The 19455-nt window shown below is 73.8% G+C and carries 16 protein-coding genes; 6 read left to right on the plus strand and 10 right to left on the minus strand.

What is annotated here, in order from left to right; genetic code table 11:
• Positions 1 to 19: 19 nt before the first annotated feature.
• Positions 20 to 280 (minus strand): hypothetical protein, encoded by a 261-nt coding sequence (locus miv_RS04255; RefSeq protein ID WP_058616954.1) that lies wholly within the window; start codon positions 278 to 280, stop codon positions 20 to 22.
• 285 nt (positions 281 to 565) lie between these two features.
• Positions 566 to 769, minus strand: a complete 204-nt coding sequence (locus miv_RS04260; RefSeq protein ID WP_048426219.1) for a hypothetical protein — start codon at positions 767 to 769, stop codon at positions 566 to 568.
• Between the two features lie 258 nt (positions 770 to 1027).
• Here miv_RS04260 and miv_RS04265 point away from each other — a divergent pair, with 258 nt between their 5' ends.
• The gene (locus miv_RS04265; protein WP_048426218.1) at positions 1028 to 1708 is read left to right on the plus strand and encodes a spermidine synthase; all 681 of its coding nucleotides are present in this window, start codon (positions 1028 to 1030) and stop codon (positions 1706 to 1708) included.
• Positions 1709 to 1759: 51 nt separating this feature from the next.
• On the opposite strand, the gene miv_RS04270 is transcribed toward miv_RS04265, so the two are convergent.
• A complete protein-coding gene (locus miv_RS04270; RefSeq protein ID WP_207181583.1) occupies positions 1760 to 7075 on the minus strand; it encodes an alpha-2-macroglobulin family protein in 5316 nt (1771 codons plus the stop codon).
• Between the two features lie 237 nt (positions 7076 to 7312).
• On the opposite strand from miv_RS04270, the gene miv_RS04275 reads away from it, so the two are divergent.
• The gene (locus tag miv_RS04275; protein WP_207181584.1) at positions 7313 to 8761 is read left to right on the plus strand and encodes a peptidoglycan-binding domain-containing protein; all 1449 of its coding nucleotides are present in this window, start codon (positions 7313 to 7315) and stop codon (positions 8759 to 8761) included.
• Positions 8762 to 8773: 12 nt separating this feature from the next.
• On the opposite strand, the gene miv_RS04280 is transcribed toward miv_RS04275, so the two are convergent.
• Positions 8774 to 9568 carry a glycosyltransferase family 2 protein gene (locus miv_RS04280; protein WP_207181585.1) on the minus strand — a complete coding sequence of 265 codons (795 nt, stop codon included), beginning with the start codon at positions 9566 to 9568 and terminating at the stop codon, positions 8774 to 8776.
• Positions 9569 to 9863: 295 nt separating this feature from the next.
• Between miv_RS04280 and miv_RS04285 the strand changes: the two genes are divergently transcribed.
• A complete protein-coding gene (locus miv_RS04285) occupies positions 9864 to 11147 on the plus strand; it encodes an alpha/beta hydrolase (RefSeq protein ID WP_048461084.1) in 1284 nt (427 codons plus the stop codon).
• Positions 11148 to 11253: 106 nt separating this feature from the next.
• The gene (locus tag miv_RS04290; protein ID WP_207181586.1) at positions 11254 to 12261 is read left to right on the plus strand and encodes a TRAP transporter substrate-binding protein; all 1008 of its coding nucleotides are present in this window, start codon (positions 11254 to 11256) and stop codon (positions 12259 to 12261) included.
• 22 nt (positions 12262 to 12283) lie between these two features.
• Here miv_RS04290 and miv_RS04295 read toward each other — a convergent pair whose 3' ends face one another.
• The 3 genes from miv_RS04295 to miv_RS04305 all read right to left on the minus strand — a co-directional run bounded on the left by miv_RS04295 (position 12284) and on the right by miv_RS04305 (position 14336).
• Positions 12284 to 12778 carry a GNAT family N-acetyltransferase gene (locus miv_RS04295; protein ID WP_207181587.1) on the minus strand — a complete coding sequence of 165 codons (495 nt, stop codon included), beginning with the start codon at positions 12776 to 12778 and terminating at the stop codon, positions 12284 to 12286.
• Entirely contained in the window at positions 12775 to 13944 is a 1170-nt protein-coding gene (locus miv_RS04300) for a mandelate racemase/muconate lactonizing enzyme family protein (RefSeq protein ID WP_058616949.1), read from the minus strand. The genes miv_RS04295 and miv_RS04300 overlap by 4 nt, the downstream gene beginning before the upstream one ends.
• Positions 13945 to 14024: 80 nt before the next feature.
• On the minus strand, positions 14025 to 14336 hold the full coding sequence (locus miv_RS04305) for a hypothetical protein (RefSeq protein WP_048430467.1): 312 nt from the start codon (positions 14334 to 14336) through the stop codon (positions 14025 to 14027).
• 494 nt (positions 14337 to 14830) lie between these two features.
• Between miv_RS04305 and miv_RS04310 the strand changes: the two genes are divergently transcribed.
• Complete coding sequence (locus miv_RS04310) at positions 14831 to 15109, plus strand: hypothetical protein (protein WP_207181588.1); 279 nt, start codon at positions 14831 to 14833, stop codon at positions 15107 to 15109.
• Between the two features lie 414 nt (positions 15110 to 15523).
• On the opposite strand, the gene miv_RS04315 is transcribed toward miv_RS04310, so the two are convergent.
• Entirely contained in the window at positions 15524 to 16183 is a 660-nt protein-coding gene (locus tag miv_RS04315) for a sigma-70 family RNA polymerase sigma factor (RefSeq protein ID WP_207181589.1), read from the minus strand.
• 96 nt (positions 16184 to 16279) lie between these two features.
• Positions 16280 to 17083 carry a polyamine aminopropyltransferase gene (locus tag miv_RS04320; RefSeq protein WP_207181590.1) on the minus strand — a complete coding sequence of 268 codons (804 nt, stop codon included), beginning with the start codon at positions 17081 to 17083 and terminating at the stop codon, positions 16280 to 16282.
• Positions 17084 to 17319: 236 nt separating this feature from the next.
• Here miv_RS04320 and miv_RS04325 point away from each other — a divergent pair, with 236 nt between their 5' ends.
• On the plus strand, positions 17320 to 17958 hold the full coding sequence (locus miv_RS04325) for a glutathione S-transferase (RefSeq protein WP_048430499.1): 639 nt from the start codon (positions 17320 to 17322) through the stop codon (positions 17956 to 17958).
• Between the two features lie 26 nt (positions 17959 to 17984).
• Here miv_RS04325 and miv_RS04330 read toward each other — a convergent pair whose 3' ends face one another.
• On the minus strand, positions 17985 to 19157 hold the full coding sequence (locus miv_RS04330; protein ID WP_048430470.1) for an MFS transporter: 1173 nt from the start codon (positions 19155 to 19157) through the stop codon (positions 17985 to 17987).
• Positions 19158 to 19455: the final 298 nt, after the last annotated feature.

Genomic DNA, 19455 nt, shown 5'->3' on the forward strand with positions numbered 1-19455 from the left:
ACGCGCCCGCGCGCCGGATCTAGTCGGCGTCCTTTTCGGCGTTCTCCGCGCCCTCGCCCTCGGCGGAGGCCTCCGGGGTATCGTCCGTCTCGGTCGGCTCTCGCGCTTCGGCCGAGTCCTGCGGGAACGACTTGCCGAAGCCGGGCTTGGAGGGCCGGTTCTTGCGGGCATTCGCCGAGGATGCGGTGTGGACCGGCATCGCCGAGAGCCGCGCGATGCGCGCCTTGAACTCCTCGGTCGAGGGGCTCTGGGCGGAGCCGGTGATGAACATCTTGGCCACGGCTGGTCCTCCGGTGGCGGAAATGCGGACCCGCCCGGGGGCACTCTGCCCGCGATCGGTGCCGCTGGACAGATTTCGCGATCACGCCGGGAGGATGTTTCGACGCCGTCGCCTTGTCTTCCAGGCAACGAAAATCAAGAAAATCCAGCCGCGCATCGACAGTTTGATCATGAACGATGTCATGATCATTGACAAGGCGAAACTCTTTCTCTCGCGAGCAGCGCCCATCCATGGAGCGTCCGACCGGGCCGGGCCGCTCCCCGTCGCGCAGCGGGGCCTGCGGCCTCAGCGGCGGCGCGGATCGGCGGGGCGGAAGGCGCGCTCCACGGCGGCGGTGGCGCTGGCATAGGCCCGCTCCTCGCTGTCATGCGGACGGTCTGACCGCTCGAGCAGCTTGCCGTGTTTGCGGATCGCCCAGCCGAACTTTCCTTTCGGGCTGGTCAGCGGGGCCACCTCGATGGTGAAGGGATAGAATTCGTTCTCGCTCATCTCGGGGTTTATGGCACGGAACCGCGGCCGAGGACACACCTTCGCGCGCCCGAAAGGCGGAGAGAATGCGGGAGGGACCGCCGCTCGACGGGGCGGGGCGCGCCGTGCGATAGCCGGCCCTATCCCGGCGCTCCGCCCGCACCGCGTTCGCGGCCGTCCGCCGACGATCCGGCGCGCCTGCCCCCACGTTCCCCCGCGTTTCCCGATGCCCGATCGCGACCCGGCGGCGCCCGGCGCGGTCCCGATGGAGTCCGATCCTTGATCCCCTGGGTTCACCTCGACACCAGCCCGATCCCCGGCGAGACCTCGTCGCTCCGCCTGATGCAGCGCGGCGACGAGTTCGCGATCGTGGTCGATTCGATCGAGCTGATGAACAGCCGCCGCAGCGGCTCGGAGCGGGCGCTCGCCACCCTGACCTGCGGCCGCCTGCGCGAGTGGCGGCGTCCCCGGGTGCTGATCGGCGGGCTCGGCATGGGCTTCACTCTGCGGGCGGCGTTGAGTGAACTCGCTCCGGATGCGGAGGTCGTCGTCGCCGAGCTGGTGCCCGCCGTCGCCGCCTGGGCGCGGGGTCCGCTCGCGCATCTCTTCGCCGGCAGCCTCGACGATCCCCGCGTCACCCTGCGCGAGACCGATGTCCACCACGTGATCCAGGACGGGCCGGGCGCCTACGACGCCATCCTGCTCGATGTCGACAACGGCCCGGAGGGGCTGGTCCAGCAGACCAACGACCGGCTCTACGACGTGGCCGGCCTCGGCCGGGCGCATCGGGCCCTCAGTCCGGGCGGCCTGCTCGGGGTCTGGTCGGAGCGCCCCGACCGCAAGTTCAAGGCCCGGTTCCAGCGCGGCGGTTTCATGGTCGAGGAGCACAAGGTGCGCTCGGCCGGCAGTGGCGGCCGGCACGTGGTCTGGATCGGCGAGAAGCTGGGCGCGGCGCGATGACGGCCCGGCCCGCGGCGGATCCGCGGGCCGGCGCGCCATCCCGGATCGTTCCTACCGCGCCCCACCGACCTCCAGCGTGCCGAAGGCGGTGCGGCCGTAGCGCTCGGGCCGGTACATGTCCTCGATCGTCGCCGCCGGGTGGACGTAGCGGCCCGGCGTCACCGCCCGCACCGTGTAGGCGACGCTGAAGAAGGCGGACTGGCTCGGGTCGCGGTCGTAGGCCGCGACGAAGCGGTCGTCGCGGAACTCGGTATGGGTGGGCTTCACGTCGGACTTCGCCCAGGCGAGACCGGCGGTGGCGTCGGCGTCGAGGAGCTTCGGGTTGTCGATCTCGAGGCCCGCCGGCAGGCGGTCGACGAGGAGGAGGCGCCCGGCGCTGGCCTTGGCCTCGGTCACCTTCAGGACCACCACCAGCCGGTCGTTCTGGCGCAGCTGGGCGAGGTCGGCCGGGCTGCCGTCGAGGCGGTGGTAGCTGCGCTCGATCGTGTAGCCCTTGGCGGCGGCGGGCTCGGGCAGAGCCGGGTTGCCGGAGATGCCGAGGGTGATCGGCACCGGGGTGCTGCCGCGGTTCGTCACCGTCACGGGCTTGGCGTCCAGCGCCGCCCCCGGGAAGGTACGATAGAGCGCGCCCGCCACCGGCGCGCCGTCGAGGGCGAGGGCGGGCGCCTCCTTCGCCGTGTCCTTTGCGGTGTCCTTGGCGAGCTCGGCGGCCGCCAGCACCATCCAGGCCTGTTCCTGGGTACTGGTCGCCCGGCCGGAGGTCCGCTCCTCGCCGACGACGGTGCCGAGCGGCCCGATCGCGTCGCGGGCGATGCCGGTCTCGGCGGCGAGCGCGATCAGCCCGGCGCCGTCGCGCAGGCGCGAGCCGTAATCGGCCCGGTAGGTGCCGGCGTCGCGCTCGGCCTTGAGCGCCGCCACCGCCGCCTCGAAGGCGGTGCGGGCCCGGGTCCGGTCGCCGAGGAGCGCCAGCGCCGCGGCGATCTGGCCGCGGGCGAGGGGCGTCGCGAAGGCCGCGAGCTTGGTGTCGGCGAGATAGCGCAGGTCCCCCATCACCGGCCGGCCGTTGCGGGCGAGCACGTAGGCCGCGTAGGCGAGGTCGAGGCCGCCCTCGGTGACGTCGTTGGCGTTCGCCACCGTGTTGCGCAGCCGGTCGAGGGCGAGGGTCAGCGCCGTCGGCGGGACCGCAAACCCCCTCTCCTTCGCCCGGGTGAGGAAGTCGGTGGCGTAGGCGGTGAGCCAGAGGTCCTCGGCATTCCCGGCCGACCATAGCCCGAAGGCGCCGCTCGCGTCCTGGCGGGTCAGCACCCGGTCGATCGCATTCCGCACCCGCTCGTCGGCGGTGCCGTCGAGGCCGAGCTGGGAGAGCGCCGCCAGGCGGTTGACCGAGAGGAGCGGCAGGGCCCGGCTCACCACCTGCTCGGTGCAGCCATAGGGGTAGCGGTCGAGGGCCTGGAGCAGGGCCGGCACGTCGATGCCCGACAGGGGCGAGGCCGCGAGCGTCACCGCGCCGGTGCCGGGGATCACCTCGGCGAGGAGATCGCCCGAGAGGGTCAGGCTGGCACCGGGCTCCAGGGTGCGGATCTCCCGGCGCAGGAGCGTGCCGGTCCCGGGCTGGATCGCCAGCGCGAAGCTCTGGCCGGCGGGTTCGGTCAACCCCGGACCGGTCAGCCGCAGATCGACCCGGGCGAGGCCCGGCCCGGCGGCGGTGAGGGGAATCTCGACGCTGGCGCGCCCGCCCGCCGCGAGGGGCAGGGAGCGGGTCAGCGCGCCGGCCGGCGCGATGGCCGGGCCGGCGAGGTCGACGTCGACCGCGTAGTCGCCCGCCGCCCCCTCGACGTTGTCGAGGGCGACGTGGAGGCGCGAGCGGTCGCCGACGGCGAGGAAGCGCGGCAGGGTGCCGCTCGCCACCACCGGATCGCGGATCACCACGTCGGCGGAGGCCGCGCCGACGCGCGCGGCGCTCCAGGCCGTCACCATCACCCGGGCGGTGCCGTTGAAGGCGGGCAGGGGAAAACTCACCTCGGCCCGTCCGTCCGGCCCCACCGTGACGACACCCGAATAGCGGGCGAGCGGCGCCTGGGCGGGCGGTGCCCCGTCGAGCTCGGCGCCGCCGGCATCGCCGCCGGAGCGGATCGCGCCGAGCGTGCCCTGCATCCCGTCGATCAGGTAGCCGTAGAGGTCGCGGATCTCGGCCGAGAGCGCCTTCTGGCCGAAGAAGAACCCGAACGGGTCGGGGGTCGCGTAGCGGGTCAGGTTGAGGATGCCGACATCGACCGCCGCCACGGCCACCCGGGCCTCCTCGCCGGATTTGAGCCCGGTGAGCCGGATCGGCAGGCGCAGCTCGCCCCGGGGCCGGACCTTCCCGGGCGCTTCGAGGGCCACCCCGAGGGTGCGGGCGTCCCGGTCGATCCCGAACCAGGCCAGCCCCATCGCCCGGCCGGGCAGGCGCTTGGCCGCCTGGTCGAGGGGCCGGTAGGCGGTGGCGACGAGGTAGGCGCCCGCGCCCCATTCGGGCTTCACCGGAATCTCGACGGTGGCGCCCGAGGCCGGCAGGTCGAGGGTGCGGATCTCCTGCACCTTGTCGCTCACCACCGCGACGGTGGCGGTGCCGGCAAAGCGCGGCCGCAGCTGCGCCTTCAGGGTGGCGCCGGAGGCGTAGGACTCGCGGTCGAGGGTGAGGTCGAGGAGATCGGGTGCATCGGCGCTCTCGCCCCCGCTCCAGCCGACGCCGAACGACAGGCTCGCGGCCTCGAATCCGGGCGCCCGCACCTCTAGCCGGTAGGTGCCGAGATCGACCGGCATCGCGAGCTTTGCCGGTGCGCCGCTCTCCAGGGCCGCGCGGCCGTTGGTGATCTTGGTGGTGGTCTTCACCGGCTCGTAGGCCCAGCGCCCGTCGGCCCGGTACCATTGGTAGCGCCGCTCGACCCGCAGCAGCGTCCAGGTCGCCTCGCCCTGGAGCCGGGTCCCGTCGGGCCGGGCGGCGGCGACCTCGAAGGTCGCGCTCGCGCCCTCCCGCAGGGTCCCGAAGGTCTTCCTGATCCCCAGCACCGGGCCCGCCGGCAGGATCGGCAGGGTCACGCTGCGCTGCACCGCCCGGCCGCCGGGCTCGCCGACCTGAAGCGACACCTTGGCCTCGAACGGCCGCGGCCCGCCGATCCCCGGCACCGGCGCCCGCACGCTGGCGCGTCCCTGCGGGTCGGTGGTGACCGGAGCGTCGAGCTCCGCCGTCGCCGGCTCGATGCGTTCGTCGTCGAGGCCGGTGGAAAAGTCCTCGAAGCCCTTGATGCCGGTGCGGGCGGCCGGCTGCACCGCGACCGCGCCGGTGACGGAGAGGCCGGCCCCGGGGGCGCCGTAGAGATAGCGCGCGCTCACCGCGACCGTCGCGGGCTCGCCCGGTTGGAGCGCCGCTTCGGCCGGCGTCAGGGTCACGTCGAGGCGCTCGGGGACGTAATCCTCGACCAGGAAACTCGCCTCGCCGACCGGCGCCGCCTTCGGGTCGGTATAGGCCGCGACCCGCCAGGTCCCGGCCTGCGCCCCGGGGAGCAGCGGCAGCGAGACCGCGCGGCCCCCCAGGCCCCCGTCCGGCGCCTGGACCCGGCGGTACTCGACCCCGTCCGGGCGCCTGGCCACCAGGGTGAGGGGCAGGTTCGGGATCGCCGCGCCCCTGGCGTCGCGCAGGAGGGCGGTGAGTTGCACCGTCTCGCCGGAACGGTAGACCCCGCGCTCGGGGTAGAGGTAGGCCTCGGCCGCGCCCGGCGCCGGCCGGCCCTTCACGCCGCGATCGGCGAGGTCGAAGGCGCCGAGCGAGAGGTCGAGGAAGCCGTAATCCTCGCCGAGCCGCGCCACGACGAGGCTCGGCGCCGCCCCGCCCTCGCCGCGGGCGAGCCCCGGATCGAAGGCGGCGTGGCCCTGGGCGTCGGTGGCGCGGGTCGCCAAGACCTCGTTGTTGCGGGCGACGAGGCGGATCTCCGCCCCCTTCAGCACCCCGGCCGAGGCGAGGGAGCGGGCGAGCACGTGGATCCCGTCCGGGCCCTTGAAGGCGGTGAGCCCGAGATCCGAGACCACGAACCACTGCGTCGCTTCCGTCTCGTAGCCGCCCTCCTCGTCGGCGAGCGCCGCGGTGCCGCTCGGGCGCGCCGTCATCACGTAGAGGCCGGGCTCGATCCTGCCGACCGCCTGGAGCACCGGGAAGGCCGTCACCGCCTCGCGGTTCACCTCCGCGGGCGCGGTGTCGAGCGTGCCCTTCCAGACCGGCACGCCGCGCTCGCGGGCGATGGTGCGCAGGCCCGAGCCGGAGAGCTGCGACAGGAACTCGTCGGCGCGGAGCGCCGGCAGGAGGCCGCGGTCGCCGATCCGCACCACCTCGACGTCGAGCTTCGGGGCGTTGACCGAGACGAGCGGCACCCCGGCCTGGCCGGTGCGGGGCAGCACGTAGTTGCGCCCGGTGAAGCGGGCCTGCGGGCTGCGGTCGCGGACGTAGAGATCGTAATCGGCGGCCTTGCGCAGGCTCTCGCCGACGCTCGACGGCAGGCCCTGGCGCAGCACCACGCCGTAGCGCTCGCCGTGGCGCAGCCCGTCGACGCAGACCTGCTGCCCCTGGGCCGTCACGGCGGCGTCCCCGGTGCCCGACACGGCGACGAAGGGCGCGATCTCGGTCTTCGGGTCGAGGGCCTCCGAGAAGGTGAAGCAGGCCCGCGGTGCGGCGGCGTCGGAATCGACCTTGTAGTCGAGCACCCGGAAGCCGTGGGCGTCGCGCAAGGCTTCGTAGGTCTTGGCGGTCTCCGCGTCGCGGGCGAGCGCCAGGCTCGCCGCGTAGGCCTCGAGCGCCGGGCGCCAGCTCTCCTGCTTGGCCTGGGCGGCGCCGAGCAGCGCCAGGGCCTTGGCCTCGTCGGCGGGCGAGGCGGCGCGCTGGTAGGCCAGGTAGGCGCCGGCCCGGGCCTCCGCCTTCAGCGTCTGGTTGGTCTCGTCATCATCGTTCTCGGCGCCGTTGGCGGCCTCGGCGAGGGCATACCAGTTGCGCCAATCGGCCGGCTCGGCCACGGCGGCGCGGCGGAAGGCGGCGAGGGCCCCGTCGAGGTCGTCCTTCGCCCGCAAGCCCTCCGCCTCGCGGCGCCACTGCGCGGCGGATTTCGCCCCCGCTCCGGCCTCGCCCTGCAGCCGGGCTTCGAGGCGCACGGCATCGCTGGCGAGCGCCGGGCGGACGTAACTCTTGGGGGCCTGGCTCCTGGCCGCCGGCTGGACCAGGGCGGCGCGGCGGGGGGCCGGGCTCGCCGGTTGCTGCGCCGCGGCCGGACCGAACGCCAGGACCGTGGCCGAGAGACCCGCCAGGAGGCCGGCGACGTGTCCGACACGGTTGATGATCGCCATGACCGGCCTGTCCCCATTTCCTCGCCCGGCCGGAGCCTAGTGCAGCGTGCGGCCGCGGTGCAATCCGACCTCGCGCCGGTTCGGATGGAATTCGCGGGCTTTCGCGGTGGCGCGAGATCTTGCGCCGACCACGCTTTGCTTCGCTCGAGCCTGCCGGCCGGTTTGCGATGCCGGCGGGACCCTGGAAGTCCGGCGCCGCCTCTGCCAAGGTCGGGCAACGATCTTCCGGAGAGCCCGATGCCGCGCCCCGCCCGCCTGCTCGCCGCCGGTCTGCTGCCCCTCCTCGCCTGCGGCGTCTCCGTCGCCCGCGCGCAGGCGCCGCTTTCCCACGGCTCGTCCCAGGCCGGCACGGCGGCGAAGGCCCCGGCGCCCCGCCCGGCCGGGCCGACGGCGCCCGACCCGGCCTTCGAGGCGGCCCGCGCCGCCTTCGAGGCGCGGCCCGAGGCCGAGCGGCGGGCGGTGCAGGACGCCCTGGTCTGGGCCGGAAACTACAACAGCGTCGTCACCGGGACCTTCGGCCGGCGCACCTACGAGGCGATCGGGGCCTGGCAGTCCCGGGGCGGCGCTGCGGCCGGAGCCGCCACCGGCATCCTGGACGACCCCGCTCGCGCGGCCCTGCTGGCGGCCGGGGAGGCCGCCCGGAAGGCGGCGCGGTTCACCGTCGCGGCCGATCCCGCGACCGGCCTCGTCCTGGGCGTGCCAGAGCGGCTGCTGTCGAAGCGCAGCCGCATCGCCGGCGGCACCCGCTGGCAGAGCCCGGATGGGCGCGTCACCCTCGATACCCGCGCCTACGCCCCCGGCGAGGCCGACCTCGACACCCTCCACGCGCAGGCCGCCGCGGCGACGCCCGAGCGCAAGGTGACCTACAGCCTCAAGCGCCCGGACTTCACGGTGGTCACCGGCGAGACGCCGACGGGGAAGTTCTACATCCGCACCGCCGCCGGGACCGCCGGCCTGCGCGGCTTCACCCTGTCCTACGACAAGGGCTCGGCCCGGGAGATGGACCGGCTGGTGATCGCCATCGCCAACAGCTTCGTGCCCTTCCCGGGCGAGACCGCGCCGCCGCCGCCGCGCCCGGTGGCCGCCACGGTGCCGGACCCCGCCGCCAAGGCGCCGGCACCGGCCGCTCCGGCCGCCGGGCCCGGCGCCGCCACCGGGATCGTCGTCGGCCAACGCCGGGTCGTCGCGGTGCTGCCGGCCGCCTGTTCGGCGCCGCGGATCGCCGGCGAGCCGGCCCGGATCCTGCGGCGCGACGAGGCGGCGGGCCTCGTGCTCCTCGAAGGACAAACTTCGGCGGGCACTGCTCTCGTCCTCGCGGCCGCGCCGCCGAGGCCCGAGGAGGCCGTGGTCGTGGTCGCCGCGGGGGCGGAGGGACCGACCGTGACGACGGGCGAGATCGCGGCCGGCGGCGTGCTCGCCCCGCTCCAGCCGGGGGCGGCCGGCGCGCCCGTCCTCGACCGGGCGGGGCGCCTCCTCGGCCTCGTCGCCCGCCTGCCGGCCCAGCCCCGCCTCGTCGCCGGGATCGTGCCGCCGCTCACCCATCCGCTCGTCGGGGCGGCGGCACTGAAGGCGCTGCTCGGGGCGGAGGCGCCGGTCTCGCCCGCGGGCGAGGGCCCGCCGCTCACCGCCGGGGCGATCGCGGGCCGCGTCGCCGGGGCGGTGGTGGCCCTGCGCTGCGGGCCGTGAGCCCGGCAGGGCTCAGCCGGGGCGCCTGTCCCGTGCCCGGGCGACGATCCGGCGCTCGTAGTGCTTGGCGACCCGCAGGTGGCGCGAGATCGCGTAGTTCATCGCCAGCAGGAAGCCGTAGGCGCCGCGCAGGCAGTGGCGCCGGCCGACATACGCCTTGAGGAAGTTGCCCGGCAGTTCGACGAAGAGCCGCCAGGTCGGCAGGCGTACGCCCCGCGCTTCCAGGTCGTCGGCCTGCTGGTCGGAATAGCGGTTGAGCTTGGCGAGCTGGTCGCCGAGCGAGCGGACCGAGAAGTGGTGGATCACGCCGCGCAGCCGTCCGATCGTGGCGCCCGCGTCGAGATCGACTCGGTCGTGGACCGGCGAGGGCGAGTAGCGGCCGCAGTCGCGGCGGTAGAGCCGCACCGGCCACAGGGTGTAGGCGAAGCGGTGCGGCCTGACCTCGCCGGGAAACACCTCGGCGATGCCGATTGCGTAGGCCGGGTGCGGCGGCTCGCCCGCGGCGAAGAGCCGGCGGATCTCGGCGTTCAGCTCCGGCGGCACCACCTCGTCGGCGTCGAGGTTCAGCATCCAGACGTGGCGGCACTGCTCCTCGGCGAAGCGCTTCTGCGGCCCGTAGCCGGGCCAGTCGCGGGCGATCACCCGGGCGCCGTAGGAGGCGGCGAGCGCCTGCGTCCCGTCGGTCGAGCCCGAATCGACCACGATCAGGTCGTCGGTCAGGTCGCGCACCGCCGCCAGGGTGGCGCCGAGGCGGTCGGCCTCGTTGCGGGCGATGAGGAAGATCGAGAGGGGGAGGGGGGCGACCATGGACCGATGCGCGAAGAGCCCGTCCCCACGGGAGAAGCCGGGGAGCCGTCGCCGGCTCTAGAGCACATCGCGACGCTCCGGATAAGCGCTCCGGGCCGCGAGACCCCGCCGTCTGTCGCGCATCGCGGCGGGACCGTGCCCTGGCGGCAACGGGTGCGACACAATCGGCGGGTTTCTCCCCGTCACCGCATTGGCGCCACACGGATTTGGCTCATTCTTAAGCCGCGCCCGCAAGGATCGGGCACAAGCGAATCGGTCCGGGTTTTCCGGCGGGGCGGGGGAGCGGGTCGTGGTGATGGGGGTTCTCGTGCGGGGCCGGCTCCTGGCAGGCGCTGTCGTCCTCGCGGCTGGGCTCGGCGCCTGCGCGGGCGCCCCGAAGGGCGTGCTCGCGCCCGTCGCCGCCACGGTGCCGGGGGCGTCGCGGGTCGACATGCTGGTCGCGACCACGCGCAAGACCGCCGCCAATCCGGGCGAGATGTATTCCGGCGATCGCGGGCCGGAGTTGTCCTACGCCGACATCACCGTCTCGATCCCGCCCGACGCCGTGCGCACCCCAGGCACCGTGCAGTGGCCCAAGGAACTGCCCGGCAACCCCGCCACCGACTTCGTGACGCTCAAGGCCGAGACCCTGGACCGGCCCGAGGCGGCGGCCCGCCTGCGCCGCAGCGCGGCCCGCACGGGCAAGCGCAACGTGCTGGTCTTCGTCCACGGCTTCAACAACCGCTTCGAGGACGCGGTCTACCGCTTCGCCCAGATCGTCCACGACACCCGGGCGGACGTGGTGCCGGTGCTGTTCACCTGGCCGTCCCGCGGCAGCGTGCTCGCCTACGGCTACGACCGGGAGAGCACTAACTATTCCCGCAACGCGCTCGAGGGCGTGCTGCGCCGCCTCGCCCAGAATCCGGAGGTCGGCGAGGTCACGGTGCTGGCCCATTCGATGGGCAACTGGCTGGTGCTCGAATCCCTGCGCCAGATGGCGATCCGCGACGGGCGCGTCGCTCCGAAGATCCGCGACGTGGTGCTGGCCGCCCCCGACGTCGACGTCGACCTCGCCCGCGAGGCTTTTCGCGATATGGGCCCGGGCCGGCCGCGCCTGAGCCTGTTCGTGTCGCAGGACGACAACGCGCTCGCGGTCTCGCGCCTGGTCTGGGGCGGGGCCGGCGCGCGGCTGGGGGCCATCGACCCGACGGCCGAGCCCTACCGCACCGAACTCGCCCGCGAGAACATCGCGGTCCTGAACCTCACCTCCATGAAGGGCAGCGACGCCCTCAACCACGGCAAGTTCGCCGGCAGCCCGCAGCTCGTGGCTCTCCTCGGCAACCGCCTGGCCCAGGGGCAGACGATCACCGATTCCCGCGTCGGCCTCTCCGACCGCATCGTCCAGATCACCGCGGGCGCCGCCGCCACGGTCGGCACCGCCGCGGGCCTCGCGGTCTCGGCCCCGGTGGCGGTGGTGGACGCCCAGAGCCGCGAGACCTACGGCGAGCACCTGCGCTCCCTCGGCCAGGGCCTCGGCGACACCGCGGAGGGCGCGGTGGACCTCGCGACGGCGCCGGCCCGGGCACTCGGGGGGCGGTGAGGGCGGTGGCACCCCGCGGCGACTCGGCGTAACCAGGGCGGCAGACGAGATCCGGCCCTCCGGCGCAACCGCGCCGGGGCAGCCGGACATCCGGGAGGCCGACCCCATGCTCCATCTCACGCGCCGCACCCTCATCGCGGGCGCCGCCGCCACGGTCGTCGCGGCGCCGCATGTCCGCGCCCAAGGCGGGCCGCTCCGGCTCAAATGCGGGGTCGTCACGCCCGATACCCATCCGGCGACGATCCGCCTGCGCGAGGCGGCCGACAAGGTCGCGAAGGAGACGAGCGGCGCCGTCGAGGTCGCGATCTTTCCCAACGGGCAGCTCGGGTCGGATGCCGACATGCTGAGCCAGCTGCGGTCCGGCGCGCTGGAGATGTTCGCGCAATCCTCCTCGAACCTCGCGACGCTGGTGCCGCGCGCCTCGCTCATCAACGTCGCCTTCGCGTGGAGCGGCTACGACAAGGTCTGGCCGGCCCTCGACGGCGAGCTCGGCGCCTATATCCGGGCCGAGATCGCCAAGGCCGGCCTCGTGCCGTTCGAGCGGATGTGGGACAACGGCTTTCGCCAGACCACGACCAGCATCCGGCCGATCGCGAGCCCGGCCGATTTCGACGGCCTGAAGCTCAGGGTGCCGAACAGCGCGCTGTTCACCTCGGCGTTCCGGGCGCTGGGTGCCGCGCCGGTGGCGCTCAACTTCTCGGAGGCCTACTCGGCGCTCCAGACCAAGGTGGTGGACGGGCAGGAGAACCCGCTCGCCATCATCGCGAGCTTCAAGCTCGCCGAGGTGCAGAAGTACCTCTCCATCACCAACCACATCTGGGACGGGTTCTGGCTGATGTCCGGTCAGCGGACCTGGTCTCGCCTGCCCGTCGACGTGAAGGCGGTGCTCGCCCGCCACTTCGACGCCGCCGCCCTCGATCAGCGCCGGGACATCGCGAGCCAGGGCGACACCCTGCGCACGGCGCTCGGCCAGGCCGGTTTTACGATCAACGATGCCCCCGCCGCACCCTTCCAGGACCGGCTGCGGGCCGCCGGGTTCTACGCCGAGTGGAAGGGCAAGTACGGGGCCGAGGCCTGGGGCCACCTGGAAAAGTTCGCCGGGGCGGTGTCGTAGGACGCTCGCGGCCGTCGCGAGATCAGATGTCGGGGTCGCCCGGGCGCGCCGCCACGTAGGCCGTCCGACGACCCGGCACGAAGCCCATCCCCTCGTAGAAGGCGTGGACCCGCGGGTCGGTGCGCCCGCTCTGCATTAGGACGTGGTGGCAGCCGCTCGCCCAGGCCTGGGCGAGGGCCGCCCGGACGACGGCACGGCCGTGCCCGCGCCCGCGATGCGCGGGGTGGGTCACGACGTTCTCCAGGAAGCCGTGGGCGCGCCCGCCGCGCAGGAGGTTCGGCGCGGTGACGAGCATGCAGGTCGCCGCGAGGCCCCCGCCGGTCTCGGCGTCGGACACGAAGATCGCGACGCCGGGATGCGCCAGGCTCTCCCGCCACAGGCGCTCGGCCCGTGCCCCGGGCGCGGCGGCGCTGACCTCCGACGCGGCAAAGAGCGCCAGGAGCGCCGGCAGGTCGGCGGGGCGCGCGGCCCGGGCGGCGGCCCTCCGGCGGTCCTCGCCCGGGCCCGCGCGGGTCACCCCTGCTCCAGCGGCCGCATCACCGCGTAGAGCGCGTTCTTCGCCTCGAAGCCGATGCCGGGCACGTCCGGCATCGCGACTCGGCTGTCCCGCACCGGCACCGCGTCGGCGAAACCGCCGAAGGGGGCGAAAACGTCCGGGTAGCTCTCGTTGCCGCCGAGGCCGAGACCCACCGCGATGTTGAGGGCGAACTGGTGACCGCCATGGGGCACGCAGCGACGCGGCGACCAGCCGTGGGCGCGCAGCACGTCGAGGGTGCGCAGGTATTCGACAAGCCCGTAGGACAGGGCGGGATCGAATTGCAGGATGTCGCGATCGGGCCGCAGGCCGCCGTGGCGGATCAGGTTGCGGGCGTCCTGGTGCGAGAACAGATTCTCGCCGGTGGCGAGCGGCCCGTCATAGGTCGTGGCGAGGGCGGCATGGGCCAGGCAGTCGAGGGGATCGACCGGCTCCTCGTACCAGCGCAGGCCGTACGGCGCGACCGCGCGGCCGAAGCGGATCGCCTCCTCGAGGGTGAAGCGGCCGTTGACGTCGACGCAGAGGCGCGCGCCGTCGCCGCCGAGCACCGACAGCACCGCCTCGATCCGGGCGACGTCCTCGGCGAGCGGCACCAGCCCGACCTTCATCTTCACGGTGCTGTAGCCGCGGTCGAGATAGGAGCGCATCTCGTCCTGGAGCGCGTCGAGGCCCTTGCCCGGGTAGTAGTAGCCGCCCGCGGCGTAGACCCATGCGGTCGGATCGGCCTCGCCCCCGCGGTAGCGGTCGGCGAGGAGCCGCCAGAGCGGCACGCCCTTCGCCTTGGCGAGGGCGTCCCACAGGGCCATGTCGAGCACGCCCACTGCCACCGAGCGCTCGCCGTGGCCGCCGGGCTTCTCGTTCTTCATCATCGCCGCCCAGGCGAGGTGCGGGTCGAGGAACCCGTCCTCGTCCTGCAGGTCGTCCGGAGCGGCGGCGAGCAGGCGCGGGATGAAGCGCTCGCGCAGGAGCCCCTGCGGGGCGTAGCGGCCGTTCGAGTTGAAGCCGAAGCCGACGACCGGGCGGCCGTCGACCACGGCGTCGGTGACCACCGCGACCACGCTCGCCGTCATGGTCGAGAAGTCGATCCAGGCGTTGGCGATGTCCGACTTGATCGGCGCGACGATGTCGCGGATGGCGGTGATGCGCATGGGTGATCCCCTACGAGGTCGCTGTCCCGTCTCGTAGGCGGCTGCGCCGGCGCTGACAAATGCGCCGGGCGCGTGAGCCGTCAGCGCGCGGTGCCGTTCTTCTGCGACCCCGGGCCGGTTCCCGGCGCGCCGCTGCCGGTCGGGCCCTCGCGCTGCACGGTCGGACCGGGGCCCATGTTGCCGCCGCTCGACCCTTGCGAGCCGGTCGAGCCCATGCTGCCCGGGTTGTTGCCGCCGATGCCGGTGCCCGGCGGCTGGCTCGACATGCCCGAGCCGGTATTGCCGGTCGACGGCTTGGCGGCACCCGAGCCGTTGTCGATGCCCTGGGCGGCGGCGCTGCCGGCCAGCCCCGCGACGAGGGCGGCGGCGAGGAGGGAGGTACGAAGCGGCATGGAAAGGAATCCGGTCTCGGGATGCTGGGGACCGGGGCAACGGGAGGATCCGGCCGGCGTTCCCGCTGCGGCAAAGGGGTAGGCAATGGGACGCGGATCGGACGCGAATCGCATCTTGGCATCCGGGTGCGCGCGCAGGCAGAGTGCCGTCCCTGTCGTCCCGCTGTCATGGGGCGGCGGCTATGGCCACCCGGCAGAAGGTGGCGCGGATCTTGTAGGGAGCGTGCGGGGTCCGGTCGCGAGCCGTCCCGCGCGAAGGAGTTGAGATGCAGGTTTTCCTGATCGCCCTGGGGCTCGTCGCCGTCGTGGTCGCCGCCGGCGTCTTCGGTCATCATCCCGATCACCGCGAGACCCCGGCCCGCCGTCCCCGCGCCTGAGGACGGAGCGGGGGGCGCAACGGCCGCCGACCTGTCGCGTTGAAGACGCATCGGAGACCGGTGGGCGGCTCGTGACGGCTGCCCGATCCCTGGGGTCTCCCGAGACAGGAGCCGGTCATGTCCGTATCCATCCGCGCCGTGCTCGCCGGGGCGGTCCTGGCGGGCGCGTTCGTCGTCGGTCCCGCCGCATGGTCCCGGGAGCTGCCCGACGAGACCGACACCGGGGGCGGGCCGCGCTCCACCATCACGGCGCCGAACACCAGCGCGGTCGGCAAGGTGATGCCGCATGGCGGCGGGGCTGATGCGCGCATGGAGCGCGGGATCGACACGCGCACCCGCCTGGAGCGGGCCGACGACCGGATCGACGGCGGGATCTGCGTCGGCTGCGGCCGCTAGGGGACGTCACGATCGCGTTGCGACACGGTACACGACATTGAAGAAAGTGGAGGCCGACACGCGGGCGTTCCCCCCCTTTCCCGGACGACTGGAGCGTCAGCGGAAGGAGATCCGGGATCCAGCAGAGGACATGCCGCGAAGCGGCTCCACCCGTTGCACCGTCGCAGACAATGAGACGCTTCGCGGCTTTTCGTGCTGGATTCCGGATCTCCTTCCGCTTCGCTTCAGTCGTCCGGAAAAGGGGTTGGTTTGCAATGGGTCATGGAGCTTGACTGCACGGTTCCCGGCCAGGGTCGTGTACCGTGTCGCGTTGCAATCGCGGAGCTCTCTAGGTCTTCGATCTAGCCGCATTTTCGGCGACGAGCCGGCATCCACTTCGTCGGAACATGCTCCGGGACCCGCGGGCGGCCGAATTCAGCCCAGCATTTCCGCCAGCCGCGCCCGGGCGCGGTTGATCCGGCTCTTCACGGTGCCGACCCGGCACTCCATCGCGGCGGCGATGTCCTCGTAGGACAGGTCGTGCACGGCGGAGAGCAGCAGCGCCTCGCGCTGGTCCGGCACCAGACGGTCGAGGGCCGATTGCACGTCGCGCAGGTCGAGGTTGCCGTCCTGGGCCGGCAGGGACACGAGGCGCCCGGCGAAGATCCCGTCGGGATCGCCGACCTCGCGGGCGCGCTTCTGGTGCTCCGAGTAGAAGTGGTTACGCAGGATCGTGTAGAGCCAGGCGCCGAGCTGGGTGCCGGGAGTGAACCGGTCCTGCGCCGCCCAGGCCTTCAGCAGGGTCTCCTGCACCAGGTCGTCGGCGCGGGTGCGGTCGTTGCAGAGCGTCACGGCCCGGCGCCTGAGCCGCGGCACCTCCGCCAGCATGTCGCGCCGGAACGCCTCCGCGGGCGCGGCGTCGAGGCCGGCGAGCGCCGCGGCGAGGCGCGCGACCAGCGCCTCCAGCCGGTCGCAGGGCGGCGCCGCCACGTCGTCGTAGGCGGCGCGCAGCACCGTCCCGAGATGGGCCTGGATGCCCGCCGGCAAGGCCGGCAATTCGGCGGTGTCCAGGGTGGTCATGGTCGGCTGCGGCATCGGCGGTCTCCGGCGGCCGCCGCTTAAGCCATGCTCTGACGTACCATTACAATGATCCGGGCGTACTAGTTCGAATGGCCGGCATCCGAGCCGGGCTCAGCCGGCATCCGCCACGAGTCCGGGTTCGACCGTGCCCGGAAGCCAGCGGCCGCGCATGTGCCGCGCCGCCGCCTGACGGACCTTCTCGGCATAGCCGGGGAGCGCCGGACCGATCAGCGGCAGACCGAAGGCGGCGATGGTGGCCCGGACGCCCTCCGCGTCGAGGGCGCGCCCGGCCGCCACGGCATGGCGGGCGATCTCGAGCTCCTGGCCCCAGAAATAGAGGCTCGCGGCCTGGACGTTCGCCTGCATCCGGCGCACGTCCGCAACGCGATCGTCGGAGACGAGCGGCAGCCAGATGTCCGGCATCAGCAGGTCGACGGGCCGGTCGGGGCGCCACGCCAGGGCGTCGCCCTCGACGATGCGGATCTTGGTGCGGGCCTCCGGCGGCAGCTGGGCGGCGAGGTCGAGGTCCCGGTGCAGTGCGATCACCTCGGGGTCGATCTCGACGACCGTGACGGCGGTGACCTCCGGCCGCAGGGCGCACGCGACCATCGACCAGCCCATCCCGAGACCGAACACGACGACGTGACCGGCAGACAGGCGCACGCCGATCTCCTGGCTCTCCAGCTCGATCGGGGTGGTCGACATCCAGGTCTCGTCGTCGCGGACCAGGGCCGTGACGCTCGCCACCAGCCGCGCCGGGCTCCAGTAGCCCTGGGCGAGCAGGTTCTGCCCGTGATGGATGTGCCAGGCGCCGGACCGCAGCGGCCGGTAGACCGGCACGAACAGGTCGAAGGTGAACGGCTCCAGCCCCGGCGGGATCGCCGTGAGGGCGGCCGTCATGGGCGGAAGCGTCACGGATGGGATCGTCACGGATGGGATCGTCATGCCGTCATCCTCGCGGGCGGGGGCGGCCCGATTGGCGCCGATTCCCGCCTCCCGTGCAAGCGAGTCCGTCCGGGGTTGGAGCCCGCTCGAGACGGGTCGACCGCGAGAGCCCGAGGGCCGGCCCCGCGGCGCCGGGCTGCGTGGCGATCGGGGTCGATCTAGGGTCTAACGGATCGGCCCCGGCAGCAGGCGAGCGAACGATGACCCTGACGATCTACGACTGGCACACCGGGCCCTATCCGGCGCGCGTACGGATCGCGCTCGCCGAGAAGGGGCTCCAATCCCGGCTTCGCTTCGTGTCGGTCGACCTCCGGAAGGGCGAGCACAAGACCGAGGCCTTCCGCGCCAAGAATTATTCCGGCACCCTGCCGGTCCTGGAACTCGACGACGGCACGCTCATCGCCGAATGCACGGCGATCACGGAGTACGTCGATGCCCTCGACGGCACGCCGGTCCTCACCGGCCGGACGCCGCGCGAGAAGGGCGTGATCCACATGATGAGCCGCCGTGCCGAATTGGAGGTACTCGATGCGCTCAGCCTCTACTTCCATCACGCCACCCCGGGCCTCGGCCCGCACGTCGAGGTCTACCAGAATCCCGAATGGGGCCTGTACCAGCGGGACAAGGCTCTGCGGGGGATGCGCTACTTCGATGGTGTGCTGCGCCGGCAGTCCTTCGTCGCGGGTGAGGCTTTCTCGATGGCCGACATCGCGCTCATCGGCGGGATGATCTTCGCCGGTCTGCTGCGGGTTCCCGTGCCGGAGGAGTGCGAGGCCCTGAACGCCTGGTACGCGAGGATGCAGGAGCGCCCGAGCGTCCGGAACTGGCGCACGATGTCGGCGTGACGGGGGCGGGGGACCCTTGCGATCCTTCAGCCCGCGTCCCGTCGCGGCGCGCCGTCATCGGCAAGGCCCCGCACCAGCGGCAGCGCCGCCGCGCAGAGCGCCGCCATGACCCAGAAGGCGCCGGGGCCGAGCCGCGCCCAGAGCGGCCCGGCCGCGAGGGTCGCCAGGGTGGTGGCGAGCCCGAGGCCGAGGGTGCCGTAGAGGGTCTGGGCCGTCGCCGCGAGGGCGGGCGGCACCGTCCGGGCGAGAACCTGCATCGCCGCGAGGTGCAGGAGCGCGAAGGTGAGCCCGTGCAGGGCCTGGATCGCCGCGAGCGCCGGCAGCGCGACGGTGAGCGCCGCCACCGACCAGCGCAAGGCTCCCGCCCCGGCCGCGAGCGCCAGCGCCCCGGCCGGTCCGAGGCGGGCCAGCAGCCGGGGACCGACGACCAGGAAGACCAGCACCTCCGCCGCCACCGCCTCGGCCCAAAGCAGGCTCGCGGTGCCGGGGGAGAGGCCGGCCTCGCGCCAGCGGATCACCGCGAAGGCCTCGTGCACCGCATGGCTGGCGATCACCAGGGCGGCGACGGCGACAAGGCGGCGGAAGGCGGGCGCGTGCAGGAGCACCCGCAACTCGGCGAGGCCGGGCCGTCCCGCGCTCGGCGCCTCGACCCGGGTGGGGCCGGCCGGCAGGGCCAGCGTCGCGGCGGCCAGCAGCACGAACGCGGCGGCGCCCGCCACCGGCAGGGCCGACAGGCCGACGAAGCCCGTCACCTGGCCGGCCGCGAGCGTGCCGGCGATGAAGGCGGCCGAGCCGGCGCCCCGCACGGTGCCGTAGGCGAAGCGGGACGCCGCGGCGGCCGGGAGCGCCAGGGCATCGGCCAGCGGAGCGAGCGGCGCCGTCGCGGCGGCATGCGCCAGGCCGGCGAGGAGCAGACCGGACAAGCCGTGGCCGGCGAGGTAGAGGAGGGCGCTCGAGCCCGCGAGGAGCCCGCAGGCCGCGAGCACGCCGCGGCCGGCGCGGAGCCGGTCGGCGATCCCGCCCGCCAGCGGGCCGGCGGCCAGCCGGATCGCCGTTCCGGCGGCGAGCACCAGCCCGACCTCGGTCGGCGAGAGCCCGCGCTCGGACAGGAGCGCGGGCAGGAACGGCGTCGTCAGGCCGTAACCGGCATAGAGCGCGGCGTAGACGAGAAGGAAGCGCGGCAGCGCTCCCGTCGGCACGGGGGCCGTGACCGGGCGCGCGCCGTCGTCAGATCAGGCCGGCGCCGTGGGGATGGTCCCGCGGCGGCTCGACGGTGACGATGGTCCCCAGACCGAGGACGAGGGCGCCGGCGGCGCAGAAGGCGAGGGAGAGGGCTGCGATGATCATGGGTGGGAGCTTTGCGATCCCGTGCTTAACGCGACCTTGCCGAACCGGATGAAGAAGGGGAAAACCCCAGCATCCACAACGCGGATGCGGGACGGCGCCGGGATGGCGCCGCGGCCACGCAAACGCCATTTTCGGGACGGGGGACGCCCT

Origin of the sequence: Methylobacterium indicum (assembly GCF_017347565.1) — a bacterium.
Taxonomy (GTDB): Bacteria; Pseudomonadota; Alphaproteobacteria; order Rhizobiales; family Beijerinckiaceae; genus Methylobacterium; species Methylobacterium indicum.

Coding starts and splice junctions, on each gene's coding strand:
- miv_RS04260 (WP_048426219.1), bottom strand. CDS start 769: ATGAGCGAGAACGAATTCTATCCCTTCACCATCGAGGTGGCCCCGCTG.
- miv_RS04270 (WP_207181583.1), bottom strand. CDS start 7,075: ATGGCGATCATCAACCGTGTCGGACACGTCGCCGGCCTCCTGGCGGGT.
- miv_RS04275 (WP_207181584.1), top strand. CDS start 7,313: ATGCCGCGCCCCGCCCGCCTGCTCGCCGCCGGTCTGCTGCCCCTCCTC.
- miv_RS04280 (WP_207181585.1), bottom strand. CDS start 9,568: ATGGTCGCCCCCCTCCCCCTCTCGATCTTCCTCATCGCCCGCAACGAG.
- miv_RS04285 (WP_048461084.1), top strand. CDS start 9,864: ATGGGGGTTCTCGTGCGGGGCCGGCTCCTGGCAGGCGCTGTCGTCCTC.
- miv_RS04290 (WP_207181586.1), top strand. CDS start 11,254: ATGCTCCATCTCACGCGCCGCACCCTCATCGCGGGCGCCGCCGCCACG.
- miv_RS04300 (WP_058616949.1), bottom strand. CDS start 13,944: ATGCGCATCACCGCCATCCGCGACATCGTCGCGCCGATCAAGTCGGAC.
- miv_RS04305 (WP_048430467.1), bottom strand. CDS start 14,336: ATGCCGCTTCGTACCTCCCTCCTCGCCGCCGCCCTCGTCGCGGGGCTG.
- miv_RS04310 (WP_207181588.1), top strand. CDS start 14,831: ATGTCCGTATCCATCCGCGCCGTGCTCGCCGGGGCGGTCCTGGCGGGC.
- miv_RS04315 (WP_207181589.1), bottom strand. CDS start 16,183: ATGCCGCAGCCGACCATGACCACCCTGGACACCGCCGAATTGCCGGCC.